26 protein-coding genes and 4 pseudogenes are annotated in these 26,353 nt (G+C 34.0%); 21 read left to right on the forward strand and 9 right to left on the reverse strand.

Annotated features, from left to right (window positions below):
- Positions 1–122 precede the first annotated feature (122 nt).
- Complete coding sequence (ppdK, locus tag ACN1AG_RS04680) at positions 123–2,783, reverse strand: pyruvate, phosphate dikinase (RefSeq protein ID WP_417904517.1); 2,661 nt, start codon at positions 2,781–2,783, stop codon at positions 123–125.
- A gap of 481 nt (positions 2,784–3,264) precedes the next feature.
- Between ppdK and truB the strand changes: the two genes are divergently transcribed.
- From truB to pnp, 3 genes are all read left to right on the forward strand, one after another.
- Positions 3,265–4,182 (forward strand): tRNA pseudouridine(55) synthase TruB, encoded by a 918-nt coding sequence (truB, locus tag ACN1AG_RS04685; RefSeq protein ID WP_417904518.1) that lies wholly within the window; start codon positions 3,265–3,267, stop codon positions 4,180–4,182.
- A 2-nt stretch (positions 4,183–4,184) separates the two neighbouring features.
- Positions 4,185–4,454: a 30S ribosomal protein S15 gene (gene rpsO / locus ACN1AG_RS04690; protein ID WP_341758004.1), complete on the forward strand. Its 270-nt coding sequence runs from the start codon at positions 4,185–4,187 to the stop codon at positions 4,452–4,454.
- A gap of 65 nt (positions 4,455–4,519) precedes the next feature.
- A complete protein-coding gene (pnp, locus tag ACN1AG_RS04695; protein ID WP_417904519.1) occupies positions 4,520–6,769 on the forward strand; it encodes a polyribonucleotide nucleotidyltransferase in 2,250 nt (749 codons plus the stop codon).
- A 186-nt stretch (positions 6,770–6,955) separates the two neighbouring features.
- On the opposite strand, the gene ACN1AG_RS04700 is transcribed toward pnp, so the two are convergent.
- A complete protein-coding gene (locus ACN1AG_RS04700; protein WP_417904520.1) occupies positions 6,956–7,963 on the reverse strand; it encodes an N-acetylmuramoyl-L-alanine amidase in 1,008 nt (335 codons plus the stop codon).
- Positions 7,964–8,552: 589 nt separating this feature from the next.
- Here ACN1AG_RS04700 and ACN1AG_RS04705 point away from each other — a divergent pair.
- The 5 genes and pseudogenes from ACN1AG_RS04705 (at position 8,553) to ACN1AG_RS04725 (ending at position 14,317) form a co-directional block, all read left to right on the forward strand.
- The gene (locus ACN1AG_RS04705) at positions 8,553–9,095 is read left to right on the forward strand and encodes a coenzyme F420-0:L-glutamate ligase (RefSeq protein ID WP_417905593.1); all 543 of its coding nucleotides are present in this window, start codon (positions 8,553–8,555) and stop codon (positions 9,093–9,095) included.
- Between the two features lie 568 nt (positions 9,096–9,663).
- Positions 9,664–10,212: a transposase gene (locus ACN1AG_RS04710; RefSeq protein WP_417904521.1), complete on the forward strand. Its 549-nt coding sequence runs from the start codon at positions 9,664–9,666 to the stop codon at positions 10,210–10,212.
- 370 nt (positions 10,213–10,582) lie between these two features.
- Positions 10,583–11,870 (forward strand): annotated as a pseudogene (locus ACN1AG_RS04715) (IS256 family transposase).
- A gap of 801 nt (positions 11,871–12,671) precedes the next feature.
- The gene (locus ACN1AG_RS04720; protein ID WP_417904495.1) at positions 12,672–12,905 is read left to right on the forward strand and encodes a hypothetical protein; all 234 of its coding nucleotides are present in this window, start codon (positions 12,672–12,674) and stop codon (positions 12,903–12,905) included.
- Positions 12,906–13,207: 302 nt separating this feature from the next.
- Complete coding sequence (locus tag ACN1AG_RS04725; protein WP_417904515.1) at positions 13,208–14,317, forward strand: IS66 family transposase; 1,110 nt, start codon at positions 13,208–13,210, stop codon at positions 14,315–14,317.
- Here ACN1AG_RS04725 and tnpB read toward each other — a convergent pair.
- From tnpB to ACN1AG_RS04740, 3 genes and pseudogenes are all read right to left on the reverse strand, one after another.
- Positions 14,314–14,667 (reverse strand): IS66 family insertion sequence element accessory protein TnpB, encoded by a 354-nt coding sequence (tnpB, locus tag ACN1AG_RS04730; RefSeq protein ID WP_341757307.1) that lies wholly within the window; start codon positions 14,665–14,667, stop codon positions 14,314–14,316. The two genes, ACN1AG_RS04725 and tnpB, sit on opposite strands and share 4 nt — an antisense overlap.
- Positions 14,655–15,086: a hypothetical protein gene (locus ACN1AG_RS04735; RefSeq protein WP_417904493.1), complete on the reverse strand. Its 432-nt coding sequence runs from the start codon at positions 15,084–15,086 to the stop codon at positions 14,655–14,657. Before ACN1AG_RS04735 ends, tnpB begins: the two co-directional genes overlap by 13 nt.
- 61 nt (positions 15,087–15,147) lie before the next feature.
- Positions 15,148–15,321 (reverse strand): annotated as a pseudogene (locus ACN1AG_RS04740) (IS982 family transposase); the annotation flags it as partial.
- Between the two features lie 237 nt (positions 15,322–15,558).
- Here ACN1AG_RS04740 and ACN1AG_RS04745 point away from each other — a divergent pair.
- From ACN1AG_RS04745 to ACN1AG_RS04800, 12 genes and pseudogenes are all read left to right on the forward strand, one after another.
- A complete protein-coding gene (locus tag ACN1AG_RS04745; protein WP_417904522.1) occupies positions 15,559–16,599 on the forward strand; it encodes a phage major capsid protein in 1,041 nt (346 codons plus the stop codon).
- Positions 16,600–16,629: 30 nt separating this feature from the next.
- On the forward strand, positions 16,630–16,938 hold the full coding sequence (locus tag ACN1AG_RS04750; RefSeq protein ID WP_417904523.1) for a head-tail joining protein: 309 nt from the start codon (positions 16,630–16,632) through the stop codon (positions 16,936–16,938).
- A gap of 1 nt (position 16,939) precedes the next feature.
- Positions 16,940–17,383: a hypothetical protein gene (locus ACN1AG_RS04755; protein WP_417904524.1), complete on the forward strand. Its 444-nt coding sequence runs from the start codon at positions 16,940–16,942 to the stop codon at positions 17,381–17,383.
- A gap of 21 nt (positions 17,384–17,404) precedes the next feature.
- Positions 17,405–17,794, forward strand: a complete 390-nt coding sequence (locus tag ACN1AG_RS04760; RefSeq protein WP_417904525.1) for a phage tail tube protein — start codon at positions 17,405–17,407, stop codon at positions 17,792–17,794.
- Between the two features lie 38 nt (positions 17,795–17,832).
- Entirely contained in the window at positions 17,833–18,174 is a 342-nt protein-coding gene (locus ACN1AG_RS04765; RefSeq protein WP_417904526.1) for a hypothetical protein, read from the forward strand.
- Positions 18,175–18,197: 23 nt separating this feature from the next.
- A complete protein-coding gene (locus ACN1AG_RS04770) occupies positions 18,198–18,332 on the forward strand; it encodes a hypothetical protein (RefSeq protein ID WP_417904527.1) in 135 nt (44 codons plus the stop codon).
- Positions 18,333–20,069 carry a hypothetical protein gene (locus ACN1AG_RS04775; protein ID WP_417904528.1) on the forward strand — a complete coding sequence of 579 codons (1,737 nt, stop codon included), beginning with the start codon at positions 18,333–18,335 and terminating at the stop codon, positions 20,067–20,069.
- 71 nt (positions 20,070–20,140) lie between these two features.
- Positions 20,141–20,203 (forward strand): annotated as a pseudogene (locus ACN1AG_RS04780) (hypothetical protein); the annotation flags it as partial.
- Position 20,204: 1 nt separating this feature from the next.
- The gene (locus ACN1AG_RS04785; protein WP_417905642.1) at positions 20,205–20,396 is read left to right on the forward strand and encodes a hypothetical protein; all 192 of its coding nucleotides are present in this window, start codon (positions 20,205–20,207) and stop codon (positions 20,394–20,396) included.
- Positions 20,397–20,409: 13 nt separating this feature from the next.
- A complete protein-coding gene (locus ACN1AG_RS04790; RefSeq protein ID WP_410520702.1) occupies positions 20,410–20,703 on the forward strand; it encodes a type II toxin-antitoxin system RelE family toxin in 294 nt (97 codons plus the stop codon).
- Positions 20,704–20,709: 6 nt separating this feature from the next.
- On the forward strand, positions 20,710–21,333 hold the full coding sequence (locus ACN1AG_RS04795; protein ID WP_417904529.1) for a DUF2460 domain-containing protein: 624 nt from the start codon (positions 20,710–20,712) through the stop codon (positions 21,331–21,333).
- A 145-nt stretch (positions 21,334–21,478) separates the two neighbouring features.
- Entirely contained in the window at positions 21,479–21,649 is a 171-nt protein-coding gene (locus ACN1AG_RS04800; protein ID WP_417904530.1) for a baseplate hub protein, read from the forward strand.
- A gap of 386 nt (positions 21,650–22,035) precedes the next feature.
- Here ACN1AG_RS04800 and ACN1AG_RS04805 read toward each other — a convergent pair whose 3' ends face one another.
- From ACN1AG_RS04805 to ACN1AG_RS04815, 3 genes are all read right to left on the reverse strand, one after another.
- Entirely contained in the window at positions 22,036–22,584 is a 549-nt protein-coding gene (locus tag ACN1AG_RS04805; RefSeq protein WP_417904521.1) for a transposase, read from the reverse strand.
- 568 nt (positions 22,585–23,152) lie between these two features.
- Positions 23,153–23,914 (reverse strand): coenzyme F420-0:L-glutamate ligase, encoded by a 762-nt coding sequence (locus tag ACN1AG_RS04810; RefSeq protein ID WP_417904531.1) that lies wholly within the window; start codon positions 23,912–23,914, stop codon positions 23,153–23,155.
- Entirely contained in the window at positions 23,895–24,557 is a 663-nt protein-coding gene (locus ACN1AG_RS04815; protein WP_417904532.1) for a CADD family putative folate metabolism protein, read from the reverse strand. Before ACN1AG_RS04815 ends, ACN1AG_RS04810 begins: the two co-directional genes overlap by 20 nt.
- A 233-nt stretch (positions 24,558–24,790) precedes the next feature.
- On the opposite strand from ACN1AG_RS04815, the pseudogene ACN1AG_RS04820 reads away from it, so the two are divergent.
- Positions 24,791–25,552 (forward strand): annotated as a pseudogene (locus ACN1AG_RS04820) (IS982 family transposase); the annotation flags it as partial.
- A gap of 8 nt (positions 25,553–25,560) precedes the next feature.
- Here the strand turns inward: ACN1AG_RS04820 and ACN1AG_RS04825 are convergent.
- Positions 25,561–26,324 (reverse strand): IS5 family transposase gene (locus ACN1AG_RS04825; protein ID WP_417904533.1). Its coding sequence is split into 2 segments (ribosomal slippage): positions 25,561–25,989 and positions 25,992–26,324, totalling 762 coding nucleotides; the frame shifts between segments, so codons are not numbered across the junction.
- Positions 26,325–26,353 lie beyond the last annotated feature (29 nt).

Genomic DNA, 26,353 nt, shown 5'->3' on the forward strand with positions numbered 1-26,353 from the left:
ATTATATCTACTTTTTTACTTATGAAAATCCTCTAAAACCCCCTCTACCTTCAAACTTTCGACAGTTGTGGTGACATCACCCCTAATGGCGATGATACTGAACTTACTATTAATTTATTACATCAGTGCTTGAGGTTAGCTAGCTCCGCCTTTATTTCTGCTTGAGCTGCAGCAATCCTTGCGATAGGAATACGGTATGGTGAACAGGATATATAATGTAAACCAATTTTATGAAAAAACTCTATAGAATCAGGATTGCCCGCATGTTCTCCGCATACGCCAAGTTTTAATGTAGGGTTGTTTTTTAGCCCACGTTTTATAGCAATTTCTATTAACTCACCAACCCCTTCCTCATCCAATTTACTAAAAGGATCAAATGCAAAGATTTTTTTTTCCAAATAGTCTGGAAAAAATGACGCTACATCATCTCTAGAAATGCCGTAAGTTGTTTGTGTTAAATCGTTGGTACCAAAGCTAAAGTAATCTACCTGCTTGGCAATTTCTCCAGCTTTTAAAGCAGCTCTTGGTAACTCGATCATAGTACCAAGAATAAAATCAAACTTACATTGGTTAGTATTCTCCATGTCAATGATCACATCTTGTATATGTATCTTTAAAGCTTTTAGCTCATTAACGTCACTGATTAAAGGAATCATTAACTCTAGAACAATATTTATATTTTCTTCAATTTGTAATTCTCTGATAGCAGTAAAAATTGCCATTATTTGCATTTGATAAATCTCAGGATAAGAAATACCTAGGCGACATCCTCTATGTCCAAGCATGGGGTTCACTTCATATAATGCGTGCAAACGTTGTTCCACAACAGCTAAAGGTAGATTCATAACATCTGCTAAGTTTCTTTTATCAATCTCTGTTGTTGGCAAAAATTCATGTAAAGGAGGGTCAAGCAGTCTTATATTTACGGCTTTACCATGCATAATTCGAAATAATGCCTTAAAATCTCGAATTTGTAAGGGCAATAATTTATTTATCGCATGTTTTCTCCGTTCTATATCAGGAGCAATTATCATTTCTCGTACTAATGGAATTTTATCAGGGTCAAAAAACATATGTTCTGTTCTACATAGCCCAATTCCACATGCCCCAAATTTCATGGAAACACCAGCATCTAAAATAGTTTCAGCATTGGCTCTAACTTTTAAAGTAGCAAATTCATCTGCCCAATCTAGAATTGTTTGAAATTCCTTAGTAAAACTAGGCTGAATAAGTGGGACTTCCCCTAAAAAAATTTTTCCTGTTCCACCATCTATAGTTATTAAGTCACCATAATTAATGATAGTTTCCCCTATTTTAAAGAGCTGTTTTTTTTCATCTATTACCACATCACTTGCCCCGCAAACACATGGTTTTCCTAATCCTCTAGCGACTACAGCCGCATGTGATGTCATTCCACCTCTAGCTGTAAGAATACCGGCTGAAACATACATGCCATTTATATCTTCAGGACTAGTATCATGGCGTACCAAAATTACTTTATGGTGATGCGACATTTTCTCAGCATCATATGGAGAAAAAACTACTATACCAGTAGCAGCCCCTGGAGATGCTGGCAGCCCTTTAGAGATATGGTTTAGAGTATTGCTATAATCAATAGCCGTATGCAAAAGCTGAGTTAGCGATTCCGGATCTACACGCATTATTGCTTGTTGTTTAGTAATCAGTCCTTCTTGTACCATATCCGTGGCAATTTTAATACTGGCTAAAGCTGTTCTTTTAGCAGTACGTGTTTGCAAGATATAGAATTTACCATTTTCCACGGTAAATTCTATATCTTGTATATCCAAGTAATGTAGTTCTAACTTCTTACAAATTCCCTGTAATTGATCAAATATTTGTGGCATAACTGTTTGCATTGAGCAATCAAGATTATGATCGTTTGACATAATAGGGCTTGGAGTTCTTGTCCCTGACACTACATCTTCACCTTGGGCGTTTACTAGATATTCGCCAAAAAGTTTATTTTCACCAGTTGCAGGGCAACGTGAGAATACTACACCTGTTGCAGAATTATTGTTTTGATTACCAAAAACCATTGACTGTACATTAATTGCTGTACCCCAATCATTGGGTATATTATGTAGCTTTCTATAAGTTATTGCCCTATCACTTGTCCAAGATTTTAATACGGCTTTTATTGATTCTTCTAGTTGTGTATATGGATCAAAAAACGATTCACCACAATGATTAAAGATTATCTTTTTAAATTCTTCAACTATTATTCTTAGGAAATCCCCAGTAATTTCGTTCTCTTGATAAATATTACATTTGCTCTTATGCATTTCAAATGCATTCTTAAATAATCCGTTTGAAACGGATAATACTGTTGATCCGTACATTTCTAAGAATCTTCGGTAGCTGTCAAGAGCAAAAATTTCATTTCCAGTACTGGATAGCACATCGCAAACTTGATCATTATACCCAAGATTAAGTATAGTATCCATCATGCCGGGCATAGAAGCTCTTGAGCCTGAACGGACGGATAGTAGTAGTGGATTTTTATGATCCCCAAAAATCTTACCAGTAGTATTTTCTAAATTTTTAACAGCTACCACTAAGTCCTTATTAAAATTTTCAGGCAAATTGTAATTATTTTTATAAAAATAATTACAAAGTTCTGTAGTAATAGTAAAACCATCGGGAATAGGTAAATTTAAGTTAGACATCTCAGCAAGACCAGCTCCTTTACTACCAAGTATGTCTTTCATTTGGGCATTGCCTTCCCCGCCGTTAGTACCAAAATAATAGATCCATTTGTTCATAAATACCGAAACAATTTACGCGAATTAGGGATAAGAATTTGTCAATTCTTATCCCTAATTCGGTGAAGTTAGAGAAACAATCAGATTTGAGACGGCTCTGCATCTGATTGTTAAATTAATATTTTGCTAAAAACATGATTTTAAAAGATTAAAATCATGTTTTTAGCTTTAGAAAGGTTTAAAATGCATTCGCGTTAGCCGCTTTAAGAATGCATTTTTCCTTATATTAAAGCTGATTCGGGATAAGAATTAACTAATTCTTATCCCGAATTGGGGTAACTTCTAAGATAGCTATTATATAATATGGCTAGATAAGCTGCAATGTTTAAATGCCCTGTGTACCCAAATCATAAAGTTTAGGCTACATACGAACCATTATTACTATATATGCAAAAGAAAAATAGTGTTTTTTTCATAGGATAGGGTTATGCTAAGATTTAAATTACTCTTATGCTAACAGTATTCGTAAATAACCGGACAAATGACGTTTCACCTTAATAATTGCTGGCTTAATATTTATAAACCTAAAGGTATAAGCTCAGCAAAGCTTGTTTCTATCATTAAGAAAAACCTTTTAGGTGCTAAAGTTGGTCATTGTGGGACTTTGGATGTTGAAGCTGAAGGTGTATTACCTTTGGCAATTGGTGAAGCAACAAAATTAGTACGAGTTCTAGTAGATACAAAGAAAACTTACATTTTTACGGTGCAGTTTGGTAGGCAAACTGATACAGCAGATGCTTCAGGTAAAATAATAAAGGTTACTGATAATATTCCCACTTCAATTGATTGCCATAATATATGTAAAAAATTCATAGGTACAATAAAACAACGTCCTCCTGCCTTTTCTGCTATAAAAGTTAACGGTATTAGATCTTATAAATTAGCACGAGAAGATTTGGCAGTAGAATTAACTCCTCGAAATATTGAAATATATAATTTAGAATGTCTTAATTTCAATCACCAAAATAATCAAGCTACTTATAAGGTTGAATGCTCTAAAGGGACTTATGTAAGGACGCTAGCAGAAGATATTGCTTTATCCTTGCAAAGTTTAGGATTTGTGGTAGAATTACAGCGTACTAAAGTTGGAATATTTACAGCATGCAATGCTATTAAATTAACAGAACTTGATATACAAAAGCAAGAAATGAAACAGTTTCTTGCAGAAAAAGCTATAAAGATTGAAGCAGTACTGGACGACATCCTGGTGCTTGATGCTACTACTGACCAAGCTAAGAAAATCATTCATGGTCAGAAATGCTATTTTGATTATCCTGAAAATATTGAATTAATTTGGATTCGATATCATGACTCTCTTTTAGCAATTGGTAGCCTGAGTGAAAATTGCTTTAATTCTTTTCGAGTATTTAACCTAATTAAAAATAAACATGGAGATTAATGATGTCGATTACAGCACAGCGTAAGCAGCAATTAATTACAGAATATGCTACTAAAGAAAACGATACTGGTTCTAGTGAAGTGCAATGTGCAATTCTAACCGAAAGAATCAATAACTTAACAGGGCATTTTAAAACTAATCACAAAGATTTTTCTTCGAGAAGAGGATTATTGATGTTAGTTGGTCGTAGGCGTCGATTGTTGGATTATATCAAGAAGCAAAGTCTAAGCAGATATTTGTCGTTGATTAATAAACTAGGAATAAGAAAGTAAAATAAAGCCCGGTCAAAAAATTAAAATTTTAGCCGGGTTTTTTGTTCATTAAATAAGGAATAAGAATGTTGGAAGAAATAACTAAAACGATAGAATTAGGTGGGAAACTACTAGAATTAACTACTGGTAAAATTGCTCGTCAAGCTGATGGAGCAGTTATGGTAAAAATGGGAGGAAGTGTCTTATTATGTACTGCCGTGAGTAGCAAAGAAGCAAAAGAAGGGATAGGATTCTTTCCTCTTACTGTACACTACAAAGAAATGGCATTTGCTGCTGGTAAAATACCAGGAGGATTTTTTAAAAGAGAAGGTAAAGGGTCAGAAAAAGAAGTATTAGTCTCACGCTTGATCGACAGGCCGATTAGACCATTATTCCACCCAGCCTTTCTTAATGAAACGCAAGTAATCTGTACTGTTCTTTCATATGATCCTGAATGTAATACAGATATATTAGCAATTATCGGAGCATCGGCTGCATTGGCTTTGTCTAGTGCACCCTATCAAGATATAGTAGCAGCTAGCAGAGTTGGTTTGATAAATGATCAATTCATATTAAACCCTTCATTTAACCAATTAAAGACTAGTAAGCTAGACTTAGTAGTGGCAGGAACTAAGACGTCAGTTATGATGGTTGAATCTGAAGCTGATCTATTGTCCGAAGAAAAAATGTTGGAAGCTATTGAGTTTGGTCACAAGGCATTACAGCCTGTAATTGAATTGATTAATGACTTAGTAAAAAGTGCTGGGAAACCTAAATTACAGCTTACCGATTTATTCCCTACTAGCTTAAAGGAACAAATTAGAAGTATCGCATCAGAAGATATTCAGCATGCTTTTTCTATCAAATTAAAACAAGAAAGGGTCTTAGCGGTAAGACATGTTTCTGATATAATTAAGCGACATTTTGCCGAAGATATTGCTAATAATAATCTTACTAATGCTCAGATTGAGTTCGCTCTTAAAGAAGTAGAATCAGAAATATTACGGCAAAACGTATTAAAGAACAATATTCGTATCGATGGTAGAAAACCGGCAGATATAAGAAACATAGCTTGTGAAGTGGCTTTGTTGCCAAAAACACATGGTTCAAGCTTGTTTACTAGAGGAGAAACACAAAGTTTAGTAGTTACAACACTAGGTACTGGTCAAGATGAACAAATTGTTGATAGTTTAGACGGGGAATATAAAGAGCGTTTCATGCTTAACTATATTTTTCCTCCTTATTCAGTAGGCGAAGCAACCCCAGTAAGAGCTCCTGGTCGTAGAGAAATAGGGCATAGTAAACTAGCATGGAGAGCCATTAACCGCATACTGCCAACTAAAGAACAATTCCCTTATTCTATTAGAGTAGTGTCAGAAATTACCTCCTGTAATGGCTCGTCATCTATGGCTACTATTTGTGGTAGTTCAATGGCTCTGATGGATGCTGGAGTACCCATCACAACTCCTATAGCAGGTATTGCTATGGGTTTGATAAAAGAAGGTGATAAGTTTGTAGTGTTATCCGATATTATGGGGGATGAAGATAATCTTGGAGATATGGATTTTAAAGTAGCTGGTGGCAAACACGGCATAACCGCACTACAAATGGATATAAAAATATCTGGAGTAACGTTTGAAATAATGAAACATGCTTTAGTTCAAGCAAAGCTTGGTCTTGTTCATATTTTACAAGAAATGGATAAGGCTATTAATAAAACCAATAACCATATTAGCCAGTATGCACCTTGTATTCAAAGTTTTAAAATTGATAAAGATAAAATTAGAGACGTCATAGGACCGGGTGGCAAAGTAATACGCGAAATTTGTGATATGACATCGGCTAAAATTGACATAAGTGACGATGGCAATGTAACTGTTTCGGCTATAGGCAAAGAAAAGCTAGATATGGCTATCGAAAAAATTAAGTCAATTGCTTTTGATCCTGAAATTGGTGGCATATTCAATGGAACTGTTGTTAAAATATTAGACTCTGGAGCGTTTATCAATTATTTAGGTAATCGTGATGGATTCATACATATTAGTGAGATTTCAAAAGAACGTATTGAATCTGTATCTAGTGTTTTAAAACATGGAGAGATAGTAAAAGTTAAACTTATTGGTTTTGACAATAAAGGCAAAGCAAAATTAACCATAAAAAATATCGATGCTGAAGTTACTCAGGACGTTACAAGTAATCAAAAATCTGAGTCTTATAAAGATAACAGCGATAATAATGGTAATAAACGCGAATCTGCAAAGAAATGGCAAAATAGTAAACCATCCTCTTCTAATGAAGATGAAGTTGTAACTAAGGAGCGAAAGTATTTTAATTAAAACCAAACTATAGTCAATTCAGGAGGATTTGGTGCTAGGAGCGATGGAGCGACGCCTATATGTAATAGGCGAGCGACGAGTGACGACGTCATCAACTTCTCATCAATTGACTATAACTCAACTAGCCTCTGTGATATTTATAGAGGCTAGTTGTTTTGTATGGTTTATTACAAAAATTTGAAGCGATCAATCTCCCGAGAGCTGATTTAACACATCTCCAAGTACCATTGCGTCATTTTCGTCCCATATACCGCCAAGAGCTTCTCTATTCTCTTTGGTATTACTATGCCACAAGTTTTCCCACAAAATCTTTTGATTTAGATCATTTACAATATCCTGTCCTCTATAATGCAGTTTCATCGATAACATAGCAGAAATAGTTTGATCATCTAGTTTTCCTAGATTCGTACCTTCATTATTTAGTACTTTATGTCCTAACTCCTCAAGTTGCCTTTGTATATCTTCAATTGTATCTTTATCTTGCTTACTCTCGTCTTTATAAGAAACTATTATCTCCGAATTTTCTTTCCTTTCCTTAAAGCAATATACACCAAAATTATGAGAAAACCCTTTTTCTTCTGCCTTGGCGAATGTTTGCCATGGAAAATACGGTCCAGGTCCTATTTTTCTTCCAGGAGCCCAATCACTATGAGCCAATAACATTTTTGGATTAGAATGTATGTTAGTTGTTAACCATTCTTGCAACCTAAGCCCAGCATTTATCTGTGACTCGGGATAATCTTCTAATCCAGTATTTACATAATTAATTCCTACCGAAAAACTATTCATATCATTCTTTAAAATGTTCTCCGGTAAGTGAGGATTCCACTTACTTGGATAGTGTAATCCACCAGCTCCTGCATGGTAAGCCCTACAGGTCACAGGCACCAATTTAAATATTTCTCCCTCTTTATCTATAAGTTCCCCCTCTTTATCTATAAGAAAATGAACAGAGGTTTTATTTTGCTGATAAGCATTAAAAGTTGTCTCAACAGTTGGTGATACTGTGTAATTATGAACAGTATAGGGAACAGACTGATCTTGTTTAAATTTTGCATCTGGTATTTCTGGATTTCTTACATTATTACGTAAATTATAATTATTACATTTTCCTTCTTCAGGAGATTGTTCTGGGTATTGAGTATCCTGATTCTCACGTAGATATCTAAGATTGAATGTTAATTTATCTTTCATGATATACCTATTTTTAATGATTTTGATACTTTTAAACTGCCATGATTAAATAGTACTATTTAATTCTATCCAAGCCACTACTATTTGTCTAGATTAAATTTATTGTTTCACAAACAGGGCAATTTAAAAGTCGCAATTAATAGTTGTTATAGATATAAATTCAGCCACCATCGATGTCATTCCCGCGTAGGCGGGAATCCAAAAAGGGACTGTTGCGAGATAAGGATAAGAGAGGTATAATAAACAAAAAACAAAGTAGGTTTAGTAATGTCATTAAGTCAAGTAACGCTGGTGAGTTTAGAAGAATTAGTAAGTGAGGAACATCAATATACGTCAATTCGGGATAAGGATTAGTAAAAATGCTTTAGCTATAACTAATACAAGATTTTGGATATGTATAAATTGCATTTCTGTGAATTCATACATTAATTGCTCTTCGTAGTGTATATATGTCTGCTATTTTTACTAATCCTTATCCCGAATTAACGTAATTAGTATATTAGAGGGGAGGTTTGTTAAAAAAGGTGATATTGATAAATATACATTAATTCTACAAGAGGCAGATCAAATATTAGAGACAGAAGAAAATATATATGATATTTATTTAACTCTAAAAAATGGCTTACTAATTCCATCTGCGGGTATTGATGAATCTAATGTCGATGGTGTTTATGTATTATATCCTCAAGATGTTCAGAAAACAGCCTATTGGATTTGGCAATATTTGTGCAGTAAACATAATATTCGCGATCTAGGAATTGTTATAACCGATAGTCATGCAACTATTATGAGACGAGGTGTAACTGGAATTGCTCTTGGTTGGTGTGGTTTTAGCCCCTTATATTCCTATATTGGTAAGCATGATATTTGTAATCAATCTTTAAATGTCACACAAATTAATACATTAGATTCATTAGCAGGAGCAGCTGTTTTTGTTATGGGGGAAGGCAATGAGCAAACCCCTATAACTATTATTAAGCATGCTCCTCGTATGACCTTTCTTGACAGGCCTCCATCGGAAGAGGAAAAACTTAGCATTGTCATTAGTATGGAAGAAGATTTATATGGTCCATTATTAAAATCAGCGAAATGGGTGATGAACAAATTAGGTCGCATCTGTTGTAAATGGTAGAAAATTAGGTATAGTCAAATAAAAGATATAGCTATACCATTTCATATTGGTCTATCGGCGTTATACATGTCAAAAATCACCATAAGGCATTATACGAACTTTGAGATTGTAAAAATGGCTTACTAATGCTAGGTTAGTGAATTTAGCTTCAGAATTAGCAAACAAACCTTCCTAATTTTTAATGATTTTTATTATTAATATTCAAATTTAAGTTGAGTGATTTTGCTTATTCTTTATAGGGCATCATCAAGTTAAGTGATAAAAATTTATGGATTGCATAATAGAGGGTTCTATTCTATAGAATAGTTTAATAATCACGTAACCTATTACTTATTCCTATGTACATTAGTAAGGATTCAAAGAGACATCGTTTTCCAGTTAGTATTATAAGTCATGTAATATGGTTATATCATAGGTTCAATAATAGTTACCGTGATATTCAGGAACAGACAGCTTATCGAAGAATACCATAAATCATATAATGGACTGAAGAAATTAGACAAAAAAGAGAGTAGTTAAGTTTCCGTAATAAGTTAGAAAAAAAGAGTTAAACTTAAAAGAAACAAATATGAAAAATAAGGTAAGAATTTTCAGTGCCGAAGAAAAAACAAAAATAGTGCTAGAATTATTAAAAGAGGATATTACATTATCTCAGCTATCATCGAAATATGAAGTTAATGCGAAGAGTATCCGGAATTGGAAGAGTCAATTTGTAGCAAATGCAGCATTAGCTTTTGAACCTTCTAAAGTATTGAGTGAATATCAAGAGCAAATTAATAAGCTAAAGGAACAAAATGATGAACTTGCTAAAGCACTCGGGAAAACTACTGTTGAGAGGGATTGGGCTGTGGAAAAGTTAGAAAGCTTGGACTTATCAAATAGAAAAAGTCTTGTCGAATCCAAGCTAAAGCTGTTACCAAAGGCAAGACAGTGTGAATTATTGGAAGTTAATCGTGCTTCAGTATATTATAAAGCTAAGCCCTTTAGTACAGACAATTTGAAGGTTTTAAATAATAGAATAGATGAGATATATACAGAAAATCCTGAATTTGGTTATCGTTATATTCATCAACAATTATTGGAAGATGGTTTTCTGTTGGTAAGGATCGAGTACTGAAATATATGAGGATGATGGGGATAGAGGCTATTTATCCACACAAGAAACAACTTTTCTGTAAAGGATAATCAACATCAGATTTATAGCTATTTACTTGATCAATATTGGACTAAATTTGGCACAACAAAAGAGGTACATATAGCTCAGAGTCTATAATATAGTTTGTGTAAGTTGCAAAAGAAGCAGTAAGAGATTACTGTAAAAAGAAGTAACTAAAACAAAGGGAAATTATGGCTAAAGAAATAGGTAAAACGTCAATTCGGGATAAGGATTAGTAAAAATGCTTTAGCTATAACTAATACAAGATTTTGGATATGTATAAATTGCATTTCTGTGAATTCATACATTAATTGCTCTTCGTAGTGTATATATGTCTGCTATTTTTACTAATCCTTATCCCGAATTAACGTGTAAAGATAAAGAAAAATTAAACATAAGTAATCATCTAGTAGAAGAATTATTATCAAAAGCAAACCCATCAGAGTTATTTGGTCGAGATGGTTTATTTCAACAGCTAAAGAAACAAATAGTTGAGAAAATATTAGCAAGTGAGTTAGATCATGAATTAGGCTACTCAAAACATAGTTAAAGTAGAAAAAGTAGATAATAATCGTCGTAATGGTAGCTATGAGAAGACAGTAATTGATGATGATGGTCGTAAGTTGACATTAGAAGTACCAAGAGACCGGGAAGGTGAGTATAATCCACAATTAATACCAAAAGGGCTGAGGAGATTTAATGGATTTGATGAGAAGGTAATTTCACTTTATGGTAGAGGAATGACAGTCAGTGAGATTCGTGGTCACTTAGAAGAAATATATCAAACTGAAGTATCTAGTGATTTAATATCAACCATAACAGATGGAGTACTAGAGGAGGTAACTAGGTGGCAAAATCGCTGTTTAGATAGGATATACCCAATATTGTATTTGGATTGCATATATGTTAAATCTAGGGACAATCATATAGTAATAAATAAAGCTGTATATTTGGCAATTGCGGTTAATATAGAAGGCAAGAAGGAGTTATTGGGCATTTGGATAGGAAAAAATGAAGGCTCTAAATTTTGGATGCAAGTAGTAACTGAATTAAAGAATCTAGGTGTAGAACAAATTTATGTTGCTTGCGTTGATGGTTTAAAAGGCTTTCCTGAGGCTATCAGTAGCATATTTCCTGCTACTATAGTACAACTATATATAGTACATATGGTACGCAATTCAGTAAAGTACGTGTCATATAAGGATTTAAAAGAGGTAACATCAGATTTAAAACAAATTTACACGGCAAATAACGAAGAAATGGCTTGTTTAAAACTGCAACAATTTAGTGTAAAATGGGATAAAAAATATCCAGTAATTTCTGATATTTGGCAGCGTAGTTGGTCAGGTATAGCCCCGCTTTTTAGCTTTCCTGAAGGGATTAGAAAGGTGATTTATACCACGAATACTATAGAGTCTATAAATCGTCAAATTAGGAAAATTATTAAAAATAAAGGTGTATTTCCAGATGATAAATCAATTCAAAAGATAATATTTTTAGCCTTACAAAATGTGGCTAAAAAATGGACTATGCCTATAAAAGATTGGTCATTAGCTTTAAATCAATTTGAAATACTTTGTGGAGATTTTAAATATGATTTATTGGAAAATAAAAAATGAACTTACACAAAAAAAATTATTGACTCAATAGATCGCCTGTTAATTTTTTAGTCCATATTTTGTGTGCTGTAGGATATGCTATTAAAAAACTTAGCTTAAAATCAGTTATTTCTGTTAATCAGCCTTCTCTCTTATCCTAAACTCGCATTAATAGTACTTCAGATTGGATAAACTCTACTGTCGTTAGTTGTATCGACTAGCAATAATAAATATAAATTCCAGCAATCATTGACAAATTTTGGCTAAGATTAATTGCAACTATAATCTAGTTTCTTATATATGAAATAAGTAAACTATAACTTTATTATATATTTATGATTAGTATATGGTAAATATGCTAATTATATATTATATATACACTATATCTATTATAAAGCTATAGTTTATTTATCAATAGGGAGATTAGTAGTACTTCAGATTGGATAAATTCTACTGTCGTTAGTTGTATCAGCTAGCAATAATAAATACAAATTCCAGCAATCGTTGACAAATTTTGGCTAGGATTAATTACAAAAGTCTTGAGCCATACTTAACTTTATCCGTTCCGTCTACACCAACCGCTCTCTTTGCATCAAGCTCATGGTAGCAGTTGGTAAGTGCGTCCTCATTCGAGCTTTTAATTGAATTGTATACTTGCAGCAAAACTGCATAACACTATTAAATTTTTTTGCTAGTATAAATTTATTTTATAAATTTGGGTTTCTACTATGCAAATATCACCGATTAATAAAAAAACTAGTTGAAAAAGTACCAGTCATATTATAACATCTGAAATATTAACAATAATGATAATTAATCGAAATGCAAAAGCCAAAAGTAGCGACCTTAAGTGCTGAAGAACGAGAAGAACTAATACAACATATTAAGGCAAATTCATTAACAGGAAATGATCAGCAAGCGATAATAGAACTTGTGAAATTTTGTAACGAACTAATAGACAAGCTAGCATCATCAAATATCAGTATAAATAAGCTTAAGGAAATGCTGATTGGTTTTAAGGCAGATAACAAAAAAAAGATAGTTCAGATTCATTAAAAGAACCGCCAAGTGAATCTGATAACGGGAATGGTGGTAATGAAGAAGAGTGCGATAAGCCCAAAAAGATAGATCGTAGTAATTGGCAAGGTAAATATGGGTTTGATGATTATAAGGATGCGAATACCAGCTATTTAGCTCCTGAGAATTTTTGTAGTGGTGATAGCTGTCCTCACTGCTATAATGGCAAACTATATAATAGTGAAGCTAGAAAATTGCTACAATTCACAGGTAACGCTCCAATTACAGTCAACAGATATGTAAAGAAAACGCTACGCTGTAATGCTTGCGACTATAAAGTTATGAACAATAAAAATATCAACAAATGGACAAATAGTAGCAGAAGTGCAATAGTGTTACAAAAGACCTATGGTACTCCTTTCTACCGTTTATCTAGGTTGCAAAGTTTAAGTGGGTTTCCTGTAGCATATAGTTCGTTGTGGCAACAATATTTAGATGTTTGGCAAGAAGGTGGTGGAGCTGAGATTTACGGGGTATTATTGGAAATGGCTGCCGAATGTAATTCACTGAATCTTGATGATACTAGAGCCAGGATTTTAGAAATTACTATAGCCAATAAAAAATTACGTACTCAAAATAAGAAAGGACGCAGCTGTTATACTACTACTATATGTGCTAAGACTACAAATAATGAGGTGATAGTTTTATATTTTACAGGTAATAAGCATGGCGGGGAGAATATTGGTAACGTACTAAAGAATCGTAAGAATAGAACAGATTCTATCCAATTAATGACTGACGCAAGTAACAATAATAACCCGGTATTATCAGAAGCAGATAAAGAATTACTAGCAATAATAGTGATGATCAATTGTTTGTCACATGGTCAGAGAAAATTTACAGAGAATGAACTATATTACCCTGAAGAATGCGGATATTTTCTCAAACAAACACGTGGTATTTACCACAATGAACATCAATGTAAAGAGATGAGCCCTGAAGAAAAACTGGGGTATCATCAGGAACATAGCAGTAAATATATAGAAAACATATATAACAAAATAGACGAATTATTTAACGACAAGAAAGTTGAGCCTAATAGTAGGCTTGGACAAGTTATGAGATATTGGTTAAATAATAAAGAAGGTTTGACCCAATTTTTAAAAATTCCAGTTAGCAGTCTTGATAATAATTGGGCTGAGAGATCACTGCGTACCATTATTTTACAAAGGAAGAATTCATTATTCTTTAAAACAATCAATAGTGCTGAGATACATAGTGGTCTATATAGTATAGTAAAGACTTGTAGTGAGAACGAGATCAATGCCTTTAAATATTTAAATTGGCTACAAGAGCAGAGTAGCAAAGCAAAGAAGCATCCTGCGAATTATAGCCCTTTTGCCTATGCAAGATATATGAATAATACGGAATTAATCAAGACAGCAGCTTAAATGACAGAACGCCAATCATTAGAGAGTTTGGCAGAACTAGGATCGCCATTATGAATAAGAATGTATAAGGTTCTATGGCAAATCTGATAAGATAAATTATCAGAAGGGAAGAGTTTTGCCGTAAATTTACCTTTGGATAGGCGTTTAGAGCATAGCCAAAAGCCTTGACCGTCAAAGGACAAAATTTTAATGGCAGTTCTGTTTTTATTATAGAATAAAAACAAGGAACCATTAAGAGGGTCAGAAGAAAGTTTTTGTCTACAAACAGCGATTAAGCCATCTATACCCTTGCGAAAATCGATGGCAATAGTGGCAACAAAAATAACTGACGCCGGGGTTAGTTGCAGCATAGAAATGTCTGAATTATGGTTTTTGGCTCTAGTGTTTGGATAATAAGCTTGGTACCATTTGGTTTAATAATGTGACAAGTATAGTGATTTTGTTTGGGGTTCGCTACAGGATCAGTAGCTATAGAATTTACTAGTTGAAATGGGACAAAATTAATATTTTGTTGTAGAGCTTGATTTGAAGCTGAGACAGGAGAAGTTTTGAGGGTAGGTTCATGGGCTTTTTTAATTGAACTAATTGTTGCTTTATTAATATTAATATTAAGATGTTTAGCTATCTCTTGGTAAGAATAATGATGGAGTAATTGGTGAACTAATTCCTTTAGATGGTTTGGTATGGGATCAAACTTGTTAGTTTTAGTTTGACGCCAAGCTTTAAATTGCTGAGCTACTTGCTCAATAGTAATTGATGGTATTTGCATAGTAGGAACCCAAATGTATAAAAAATTCATACTAGCAAAAAAATTAGATAAAGTTATGCAGTTTTGCTGCAAGTATACGATACATTACCATAATTGTCATAATCTCGCTTAAACTCATATCACAACGGCGATTCCTTTGTTTTTCTGTTGGTAATAATTTCTTTTTTTCGTATTCATAGTAAATTTTACAAAAATCGTCTATAAAACTATATAATTCTGTGATATCTTTTTTCATGCCTGTGTTTATTTCTTTTTCCACAAAAACATTTATCACAGGCATTAACTCCTTGCAACTCTTATATCTACACTATTCTTTCTTATCCCTTATCCCGAATTGACGTAATTTATACATATCCAAAATCTTGTATTAGTTATAGCTAAAGCATTTTTACTAATCCTTATCCCGAATTGACGTGTATTGAGTAATAATCCAATTATCAACACTACTTCACCAAAATCAGCTATTATCGGAATGAGTACAAAGGAGACAAGAAGCTTCTCTATTTTAAGAGCCATTAGAGCAACGGTAACAGGCAACTGGAGTGACGCTGAGCTGGAAAAAGAAGCATCAATGGCAGTTGCTAAAAAAATTAATCGAGAGCCTTCTAGCTTTTTTGTACCTCTTGATGTCAATTTAGAGCAAAGAAGTTATGTAGGCAGAACGCTGGAAAAATTATCAAATGTTGCCGGTGGTTACCTAGTTAGTACCGATTACCTAAGCAACAATTTTATTGAACTGCTGCGTAACAAAATGCTTGTTAAGCAAATGGGAGCTAAAGTAATGAGCGGCTTGCATGGCGATGTAGCAATACCAAAACAAACTGGTGGAGCTACTACTTTTTGGGTGTCAGAAGGGAGAAGCCCTGAGCATAGCGAGCAAGCCTTTGCCCAAGTAACACTCTCCCCTAAAAGCATTGCGGCATATACTGATTTTACCCGCAAATTAGTGCTACAATCCAGTCCTGATATAGAAAATCTAGTACGCAGTGACCTTGCTACCGTTATTGCTCTTGAAATTGATCGGGCTGCGATAAGTGGTAGGGGCATTGGGGCTGAGCCATTAGGTATTCTTAACACAACTGGCATTGGTAATGTTACTTTTGATGACGATAATCCAATAAGCTGGGGTAAGATCGTAGACCTTGAAAGCCTAATTGCTGCAAGGAATGCTGATATTGGCACGCTTGGCTATTTATGCAATGCCAACATACGGGGAATTTTAAAACAAACAGAAAAAGCTGAAGGAACTGCCCAATTTGTTTGGGAAAGTAGTAGTGAGCTAGGTTTTGGTTACCTTAACGGCTATAGAGTTGGAACAACCAACCAAATACCAGCTGATACTATATTATTTGGCAATTTTGCTGATCTAATTATTGGACAATGGGGAGTGCTGGATGTATTAGTAGACCCTTACACTTTAGGAACTAGCGGTGGCATTAGAATAAGAGTCATGCAAGATGTAGACATTGCAGTTAGACACTCTGAGAGTTTTGCAGTGCTAACTAGACAATAATTATTGATATCTAGAGTAACATAAATAGTTATGGCATTTCAAGAAGATTTTGCTGAGTTTTTAGATACAGAACAAGGATTTGCAGTAGAGGCGATCGTAACGCCAAAAGATGGACTAGCTTACCAACTCAAAGGGATATTTGTTAACAACTACTACCCTATAGATATTGGAACAAGTGGCTTTGTCGGATTCAATCCAAGCTTTGAGTGCTGTGAGGAAGAGGCAAGAAAAATCAATGATGGAGATATACTAACTATCCGGCAAACAAAGTACAAAATTGTTGAAATCAAACAAGATGATACTGGCTGGGTAGTGCTGGGATTAGAGCGACAAAGCTGATATGCTACATGCTAGAACCAGCATAAGGCAAACTTTTGTGGATATCCTTAAAGGAAAAACGGCAGCAAAAGATAAAGTTTACGATAGCCGGTTATATAGCATGAATGACAGCACTTTGCCGGGGATTATCATATTTTCTAGCCAAGAAGAAATAGTAACCAGCACTATCAGTCCACCAAGATGTCAGAACAGGACGGCACGAATAACCGTAGAATGTTATGCCAAGGCTACTACTTCGGTCAATATCATAGTTGATAATATGACAGCTGAAGTGGAAAGTTTAGTGTTAAATAATCCTGAACTAAAGAAGCTTTGCAAAGATTGCCGTTTGGAATCAACCGATATTAATCTAAATTCAGATGGCGATCAACCAGTAGCAGTAGCAAGCCTAGTATTTACAGTAATATACCAAACTAAAGAGACTTCACCGAATATAATAATATAAATCCAATAATGAGAAACCAATATGTCAACACATGCAGGATCAGAAGGAATAGTTAGAATTGGTACAACACAGGTAGCCGAAGTTAAATCATGGTCGCTGGAAGAGGTATGCGATACGGTAGATGCCAGCATTATTGGCACTGAGTGGCGTAAGTCTCAGGCTACTATCAAAAGCTGGTCAGGTTCGATAGAGGCCTTTTGGGATGAAGCTGATACTGAAGGTCAAGGCAGGCTTACCATTGGGGCGACCGTACAGCTAAGTCTTTACCCAAAAGGTGAGAATGAAGAAAAGATATATTTTACTGGTCTAGCAATTGTTACTGGCATTTCTCGGCAAGCTTCCTTTGATGGGTTAGTTGAAAGTTCCTTTACCTTTCAGGGCAATGGTAAATTATTAGAAGTAAAACAGTAAAATTTAACAATACTAATAGAAAGTAGGAGAAGACAATAATGACTGAAAAAATTATTGACAGGATTAAAGCCCATTTTGATGCTAAGGAGATCAAGATAATTGAGGTAGCTGAGTGGGGAGATGGTGAGAATCCGTTATATATTCACTGTTCTCCTTTGACCTTAGCTCAAAAGAATCGTCTATATAAAATGGCTAAAGAAGATGATTTAGGCTTAATGGTTGAAGCATTGATTATGAAGGCTAAAGATACTGAAGGTAATTGCCTGTTTAGCAGATCAGATAAACCAAATTTAATGAGAAACTGTGACCCTGATGTGTTAATTCGTGTTGCAACCTCAATCATGGAGAGCAATGATACTGAGGTAGCAGAAAAAAACTAACTAACCAGCCAGCATTGCTTAACATGTTTGCTTTAGCTGAGCATTTAGGAAAAACCATAGCTGAAATCGAACAAATGACAATAGATGAGTGGTATCATTGGCTGGCATATTTTAAAATTAAAAAACAGTATCAACATAAACACAAATTAACAAGGTAAATGAGTTCTAACAATAAAGAAGTCAGAGTAACTTTTAGAGGAGTTGATAAAACCAAAGAAGCATTTGGCAGAATCAAGCAGAATTTCAAGAAACTACAAGATCAGCTTGGCAGAATTAAACTAGGCTTTGGTAGAATCGGTACGGCAATAGCTGCGGCATTTAGTGTAGCAACCTTAAAGAAGATTATTGATAGCGGTGAGGAGATTGGTAAACTTGCTAATAAGCTAGATATTAGCACCCATAGTTTATCAGAGTTAAAATATGCTGCAGAGAGATGCGGGGTGGAGTTTAGTACCCTTACTTCAGGTCTTGAGCAAATGGCAATGAGGGTGTCAGATGCAGCAAGAAACTCCGGGGAGGCAAAAGATGCTTTGAGGTTATTGGGTTTATCAGCTAAAGAATTGAATCAAGTAGCACCCAATGAACAGATTGGACAAATTGCTGAAAACTTGCTAAGAGTCAGAGATGCTTCAGATAGAACACAGCTAGCAATAAAGTTGTTTGGTTCTGCTGGAGCTGCCCTGCTACCAATACTTGAACAAGGTGAAGATGGTATAAGACGGCTTAGAGAAGAAGCAAGGAATCTAGGGCTATCATTGTCACAGGAAGAATGTGAGGCAATGGCTAAGTTCAACGCAGAACTATCAAAATTACAGGCAATAATGACCAGTTTAATAACCTCAGTATTAGTGCCTATATTACCGTTACTGATAGGTTTTTTTGCGGCTATTAGGGAAGGACACCCAGCCATAACTTTTATAATTACTGCAATATCTACTTTGCTAGCTTTGAGATTAGCAGTATGGTTTATTGCAGCTACTACTGCTGTTAGGGCTTTTACGGCAGCTCTTATAGCAAATCCATTAGGTTTAGTAGCAGTGGCAATATCAACTGTGGTAGCTGGATTAGTTACCTTAACTAAATGGTTTAACAGATCAACTGAAGTAACTAAAGAATTTAATCAAACTTTAGAGGAAACCAAAACATTAGCAGCAATAACCATCCCTAAAGCGTCACTTGAAGTAATGAGTAAAAGGAACGAATTGCAAAACGAAGCAAAACGGATATTTGAACAAACTAGAACACCGCTGGAAAAGTATAACATAGAAATGGAGAAACTAAATAAACTGCTTAAGCAAGGTTTAATTGACCAAGATACATATAACAGAGCTATGGAACAAAATAAACAATTACTTGGTAATATGGCAAATGAATCCGAAGATGCATTTAATTTGATTAAAGATCGTTCCAAAGATGCAGCAGATAGTTTAATTGATAATTTTGCCAAGGCTGCCTTTGGTGTAGGTGATCAGGTAAAAAGTTTGAAAGATACTTTTAGTGATTTTTTTAAACAGTTGCAAGTTGATATATTAAAGATGACGCTTAAACAGGCTTTCTCTTCGGCTAGCGGAGGTACATTTGGTGAAATGTTTGGCGGTGGAGGAAGTTTGGGTGGGATAAGCTCCATTTTTGGAGGTTTGTTTGCAAGTGGTGGTACGGTAAAGCCCGGTAAAGCACATGTGGTTGGTGATGGTGGTGAGCCTGAGTTGTTTATTCCCAATAGTGTTGGTAGCATTGTACCCTTTAGCAAACTGGAGGCATCGGGTGCTAGCAACAACAATATTGTAGTTAACATGAATATTCAAACCCCGGATATTAGCTCATTTAACCAAAGCAGAAGTCAAATTGCCGCTGATATGGCAAGACAGATAGCAAGGAGTTCTAGGAATTTGTGACATATAACTTGACAAAAATTTGTACGTAACGTACATTTGAGTAGTAGATTAAAGAGGGTTACAATCCTACTATGAATTTTATTACCACTGTAGAAGCAAGAGAACATTTTTCTGAAGTACTGAATCGTAGTGCTTATGGGAAAGAAAGAATCATTTTTACAAGGCGAGGAAAAAAAACTTGTTGCTATAATACCTATGGAAGATTTAAATTTGCTTGAAGCTCTTGAAGATAAATTAGATGTTGAGGATGCAAGAAAATCCCTAGAAGAAGCCAAGCAACATGGCACTCTATCTCTAGCTGACTTTAAGAAAAATGAAGATATTTAGAAGATATTAAATTGTGAGTGTTAAATACAATATCGAGCTAGCACCACTAGCTCAGAGACAACTCAAGAAATTACCAAGACAATTACAAAAGGACATTATCAAAAATCTCGAAAATCTAAACCCCAAAATACCTAATCTTGGAATAAAAAAATTAAGTGGGATGGATGATTTGTATAGATTAAGAGTTGGTGATTACAGAGTAATCTATAAAATTCAACATAACATCTTGCTTATTTTAGTTTTAAAAATAGGACATAGAAAAGATATATATAATAATCTTAACTCTCTGATTAACAAGCTAATTTAATCATTTATGATAGGTTTTGCTGAGGTGCAATTTCCGCCTGAGATATCTTATGGTTCTAAGGGTGGTCCAATATTCTCAACTAATATAGTTACAACATTTAGTGGTCATGAGCAACGTAATATTAACTGGCAAATGGCAAGAAGCAGATATGATATTGGTAGTGGTATCAAGACGCAAGCCCAGTGGCAAGAGCTAATAAGTTTTTTCCGGGCAAGACGTGGCAGAGCTATAGGTTTTCGTTATAAAGACTGGTCTGATTATCAAGGTATAAATCAGTTATTAGGCAAAGGGGACGGTCAAACAAAAAAATTCCAATTAGTTAAAAATTATATTAGTGGTGGATATATTTATGCTAGAATTATAACTAAACCAGTAAAAAATAGTTTTTGCAAGATTTATCTTGATTCATGTCCAGTTCAAACAGAAGAAATTGATATTGATTTTACCACTGGCTCAATTGTCTTTGCTCAGCCTCCGAGAAGAGATGAAGAAATAAAGGCAGATTTTGAATTTGATGTACCAGTTAGGTTTGATACGGATCACCTTGATTTATCGATGGATAGTTTTGACATAGGCTCTTGGGGTAATATTCCTCTCATTGAAATTAGAATATACGTTAATTCGGGATAAGGATTAGTAAAAATGCTTTAGCTATAACTAATACAAGATTTTGGATATGTATAAATTGCATTTCTGTGAATTCATACATTAATTGCTCTTCGTAGTGTATATATGTCTGCTATTTTTACTAATCCTTATCCCGAATTAACGTAATATGAGAAATTTACCGCCAACATTAACTCATCACTTAAAATCTGAGGTGACAAGCCTTGCTACTTGCTGGAAAATTACTAGACTAGACAAAATAATTTTAGGATTTACTGATTATGACCAAAATTTACTGATTAATGATTTGCAATATACGTTAATTCGGGATAAGGATTAGTAAAAATAGCAGACATATATACACTACGAAGAGCAATTAATGTATGAATTCACAGAAATGCAATTTATACATATCCAAAATCTTGTATTAGTTATAGCTAAAGCATTTTTACTAATCCTTATCCCGAATTGACGTTTTACCTATTTCTTTAGCCATAATTTCCCTTTGTTTTAGTTACTTCTTTTTACAGTAATCTCTTACTGCTTCTTTTGCAACTTACACAAACTATATTATAGACTCTGAGCTATATGTACCTCTTTTGTTGTGCCAAATTTAGTCCAATATTGATCAAGTAAATAGCTATAAATCTGATGTTGATTATCCTTTACAGAAAAGTTGTTTCTTGTGTGGATAAATAGCCTCTATCCCCATCATCCTCATATATTTCAGTACTCGATCCTTACCAACAGAAAACCATCTTCCAATAATTGTTGATGAATATAACGATAACCAAATTCAGGATTTTCTGTATATATCTCATCTATTCTATTATTTAAAACCTTCAAATTGTCTGTACTAAAGGGCTTAGCTTTATAATATACTGAAGCACGATTAACTTCCAATAATTCACACTGTCTTGCCTTTGGTAACAGCTTTAGCTTGGATTCGACAAGACTTTTTCTATTTGATAAGTCCAAGCTTTCTAACTTTTCCACAGCCCAATCCCTCTCAACAGTAGTTTTCCCGAGTGCTTTAGCAAGTTCATCATTTTGTTCCTTTAGCTTATTAATTTGCTCTTGATATTCACTCAATACTTTAGAAGGTTCAAAAGCTAATGCTGCATTTGCTACAAATTGACTCTTCCAATTCCGGATACTCTTCGCATTAACTTCATATTTCGATGATAGCTGAGATAATGTAATATCCTCTTTTAATAATTCTAGCACTATTTTTGTTTTTTCTTCGGCACTGAAAATTCTTACCTTATTTTTCATATTTGTTTCTTTTAAGTTTAACTCTTTTTTTCTAACTTATTACGGAAACTTAACTACTCTCTTTTTTGTCTAATTTCTTCAGTCCATTATATGATTTATGGTATTCTTCGATAAGCTGTCTGTTCCTGAATATCACGGTAACTATTATTGAACCTATGATATAACCATATTACATGACTTATAATACTAACTGGAAAACGATGTCTCTTTGAATCCTTACTAATGTACATAGGAATAAGTAATAGGTTACGTGATTATTAAACTATTCTATAGAATAGAACCCTCTATTATGCAATCCATAAATTTTTATCACTTAACTTGATGATGCCCTATAAAGAATAAGCAAAATCACTCAACTTAAATTTGAATATTAATAATAAAAATCATTAAAAATTAGGAAGGTTTGTTTGCTAATTCTGAAGCTAAATTCACTAACCTAGCATTAGTAAGCCATTTTTACAATCTCAAAGTTCGTATAATGCCTTATGGTGATTTTTGACATGTATAACGCCGATAGACCAATATGAAATGGTATAGCTATATCTTTTATTTGACTATACCTAATTTTCTACCATTTACAACAGATGCGACCTAATTTGTTCATCACCCATTTCGCTGATTTTAATAATGGACCATATAAATCTTCTTCCATACTAATGACAATGCTAAGTTTTTCCTCTTCCGATGGAGGCCTGTCAAGAAAGGTCATACGAGGAGCATGCTTAATAATAGTTATAGGGGTTTGCTCATTGCCTTCCCCCATAACAAAAACAGCTGCTCCTGCTAATGAATCTAATGTATTAATTTGTGTGACATTTAAAGATTGATTACAAATATCATGCTTACCAATATAGGAATATAAGGGGCTAAAACCACACCAACCAAGAGCAATTCCAGTTACACCTCGTCTCATAATAGTTGCATGACTATCGGTTATAACAATTCCTAGATCGCGAATATTATGTTTACTGCACAAATATTGCCAAATCCAATAGGCTGTTTTCTGAACATCTTGAGGATATAATACATAAACACCATCGACATTAGATTCATCAATACCCGCAGATGGAATTAGTAAGCCATTTTTTAGAGTTAAATAAATATCATATATATTTTCTTCTGTCTCTAATATTTGATCTGCCTCTTGTAGAATTAATGTATATTTATCAATATCACCTTTTTTAACAAACCTCCCCTCTAATATACTAATTACTTTTGAAGTTATAGCTACAACATCCCCTTCTTTTAAATCCGCAATATACTGAGTCAATATAGTTTGTAATGACTCACCATATTGGATTTTATGAGTTTTAATGGCATGAATTTGCATATAACCCTTCCATCCCATCAAGAAATTGCCAAAGTAATTTGCCTCCCTTCACGGCTCCATAATGTACTTGTTTTTGTTTTATGCTATTAAGTTTGTTAATCAGCTTAATAAGTTCATTGGTATGCCATATATCAGTTTTTGCATGAACAACGAAAAATTCTAAGGTTCTTTGATTGTGAATATTATAATATTTTTTCAGACCATCAATCTTGACTTTTGATACGGTTGGAGTTTGTCTTTCATAAGCATATAATGCTCCAAGCCCAGTAGAATAATCTGTTTGAGTTAACTCAAAAAAAACATTAACCAATCTTTTTGTTGACTCAAATTTTGGATTCTTATCATCATCTCGAGAAACACCTAATCCTTCGATAAAACGTAACCATAGCTCCGGATGATTATTGTCACCTTGTTCTTCATCAACTAAATTCTCTAATAAGACTTGTCTAGCCTGGATATCAGCACATAAAGCGTGAATCTGACTGATATATCTAGGAAAAGCAGCAACATGATGATAATATTCTTGAGCATAAACGTTCAGTGTATTCCTATTCAAAATACCATTATTCCAAGCTTGATAAAATGGATGTTTAAGTAAAGACCATTTTTCCAATGCATCATCTAAATTATTTATAAATTCCATGAAACCTCCTCAGGGTTTTTTAATAAATAAATTGTATAATCATTTGATTTCTTTAGTACATATCTTGTCCATCTTTTGAAATACCGAAGATCCAAATATACATCACCAAAATATAATTTATGTATTACGTCAGTTCGGGATAAGATATAGATGAAATAGTAATAGATAAAAGGATTGTCAAAAAGGAGTGCCTGCAGTATTTATATTTTTAAACAAAAAAACAAACTACAGGCATGAAAAAAGATATCACAGAATTATATAGTTTTATAGATGATTTTTGTAAAATTTATTTGGAGTATGAACAGAGAAAGTTATTACCATCAAATAAGCAGAGAAATCGCTGTTGTAGCATGAGTTTAAGTGAAATGTTAACAATAATAATTATGTTTCATACATCCTATGCTAAGAATTTTAAATTTTTCTATAAAAGTTATATAGAGTGCATGCATAAGGATGATTTCCCTAAAGCCTTGAGTTATAATAGATTTGTTGAATTAATGGCACGATTATTCATACCGCTAAATATGTTGATTCATTTGTTGTTTGGTGAAGAAACAGGTATTTATTTTATTGACTCTACAACGATTAAAGCTTGTCACAATAAAAGGCGTTATAGCAATAAAGTTTTTAAAGGATTAGCCAAACATAGTAAATCCTCTATGGGGTATTTTTATGGTTTTAAATTACATGTAATAATCAATAATAAAGGGGAGTTTATGGCATTAAAAGTGACCAAAGGCAATGTAGATGATAGGGTTCCAGTACCGGAGTTAACAAAAAGATTAACTGGAATTATAGCAGCTGATAAAGGTTATATTAAGCAAAATTTGTTCTTAAATTTATATGAAAGAGGCTTAAAAATGATTCATGGAATTAAGAAGAATATGGAAAATAAATTAATGGATTTGAAAGAAAAAATCTTACTTCGAAAGCGTAACTTAATTGAAACAGTTTTTGATTATCTAAAAAATAAAATGAACCTTGAACATACTAGGGTGTGTCATCAATTGAGGCAAATTACCATGGAAACCATATAAACAGCTCCTAAAAAGTTCTGAGATGTTTTGTCATATCGTGTTGCGATAGCTCTATATTGCTTCAATTTTGCAAAAAAGTTCTCAATCAAATGCCTAGCTTTATAAAGATCCTTATCATAATTAGCTGGATTCACACGATTCTTCTTTGGGGGAATCACAACTGTACATCCCTTATCTTTCAGCTTATCGCGCATACGTGCATCGGCATCATAAGCCTTATCAGCAAGTACAGCATCCGCTTTCGTCAATTCATTCATCAAAACATCAGATCCTTGCAAATCATGAGCTTGACCCGGGGTAAGATGGAATCCCGTTGGATTCCCTAGAGCGTCACATGTGGCATGGATTTTAGTACTCAGCCCCCCTTTACCTCGTCCAATTGCTTGGTCATCCTCTAACTCTTTTTTTTAGCACCAGCACTATGTTGATGACTCCTAACAATGGTTGAATCAATCATGGCATACTCGTTATCAGCATCTTTAGCCAACATCTCAAAAACCTTTTTCCACACACCTGTCTTGCTCCACCTTGAATGACGTAGGTGAATCACTCGAAAATCTCCAAAACGTTCAGGTAGGTCTCTCCAAGGTATACCAGCCCTATATCGATACAAGACCGCTTCTACAAATAGGCGATTATCCTTGGCTGTTACGCCAACAGACTCTTCCCTTCCAGGTAGGTTATCTTTAATCCGATCCCATTGATCGTCACGTAGAGCATATCGACGCATAGAGAAAATTTATCCTTAATTTTTTCTCT

The organism is Candidatus Tisiphia endosymbiont of Micropterix aruncella (assembly GCF_965178575.1).
In the GTDB taxonomy this organism is placed as follows: Bacteria; Pseudomonadota; Alphaproteobacteria; order Rickettsiales; family Rickettsiaceae; genus Tisiphia.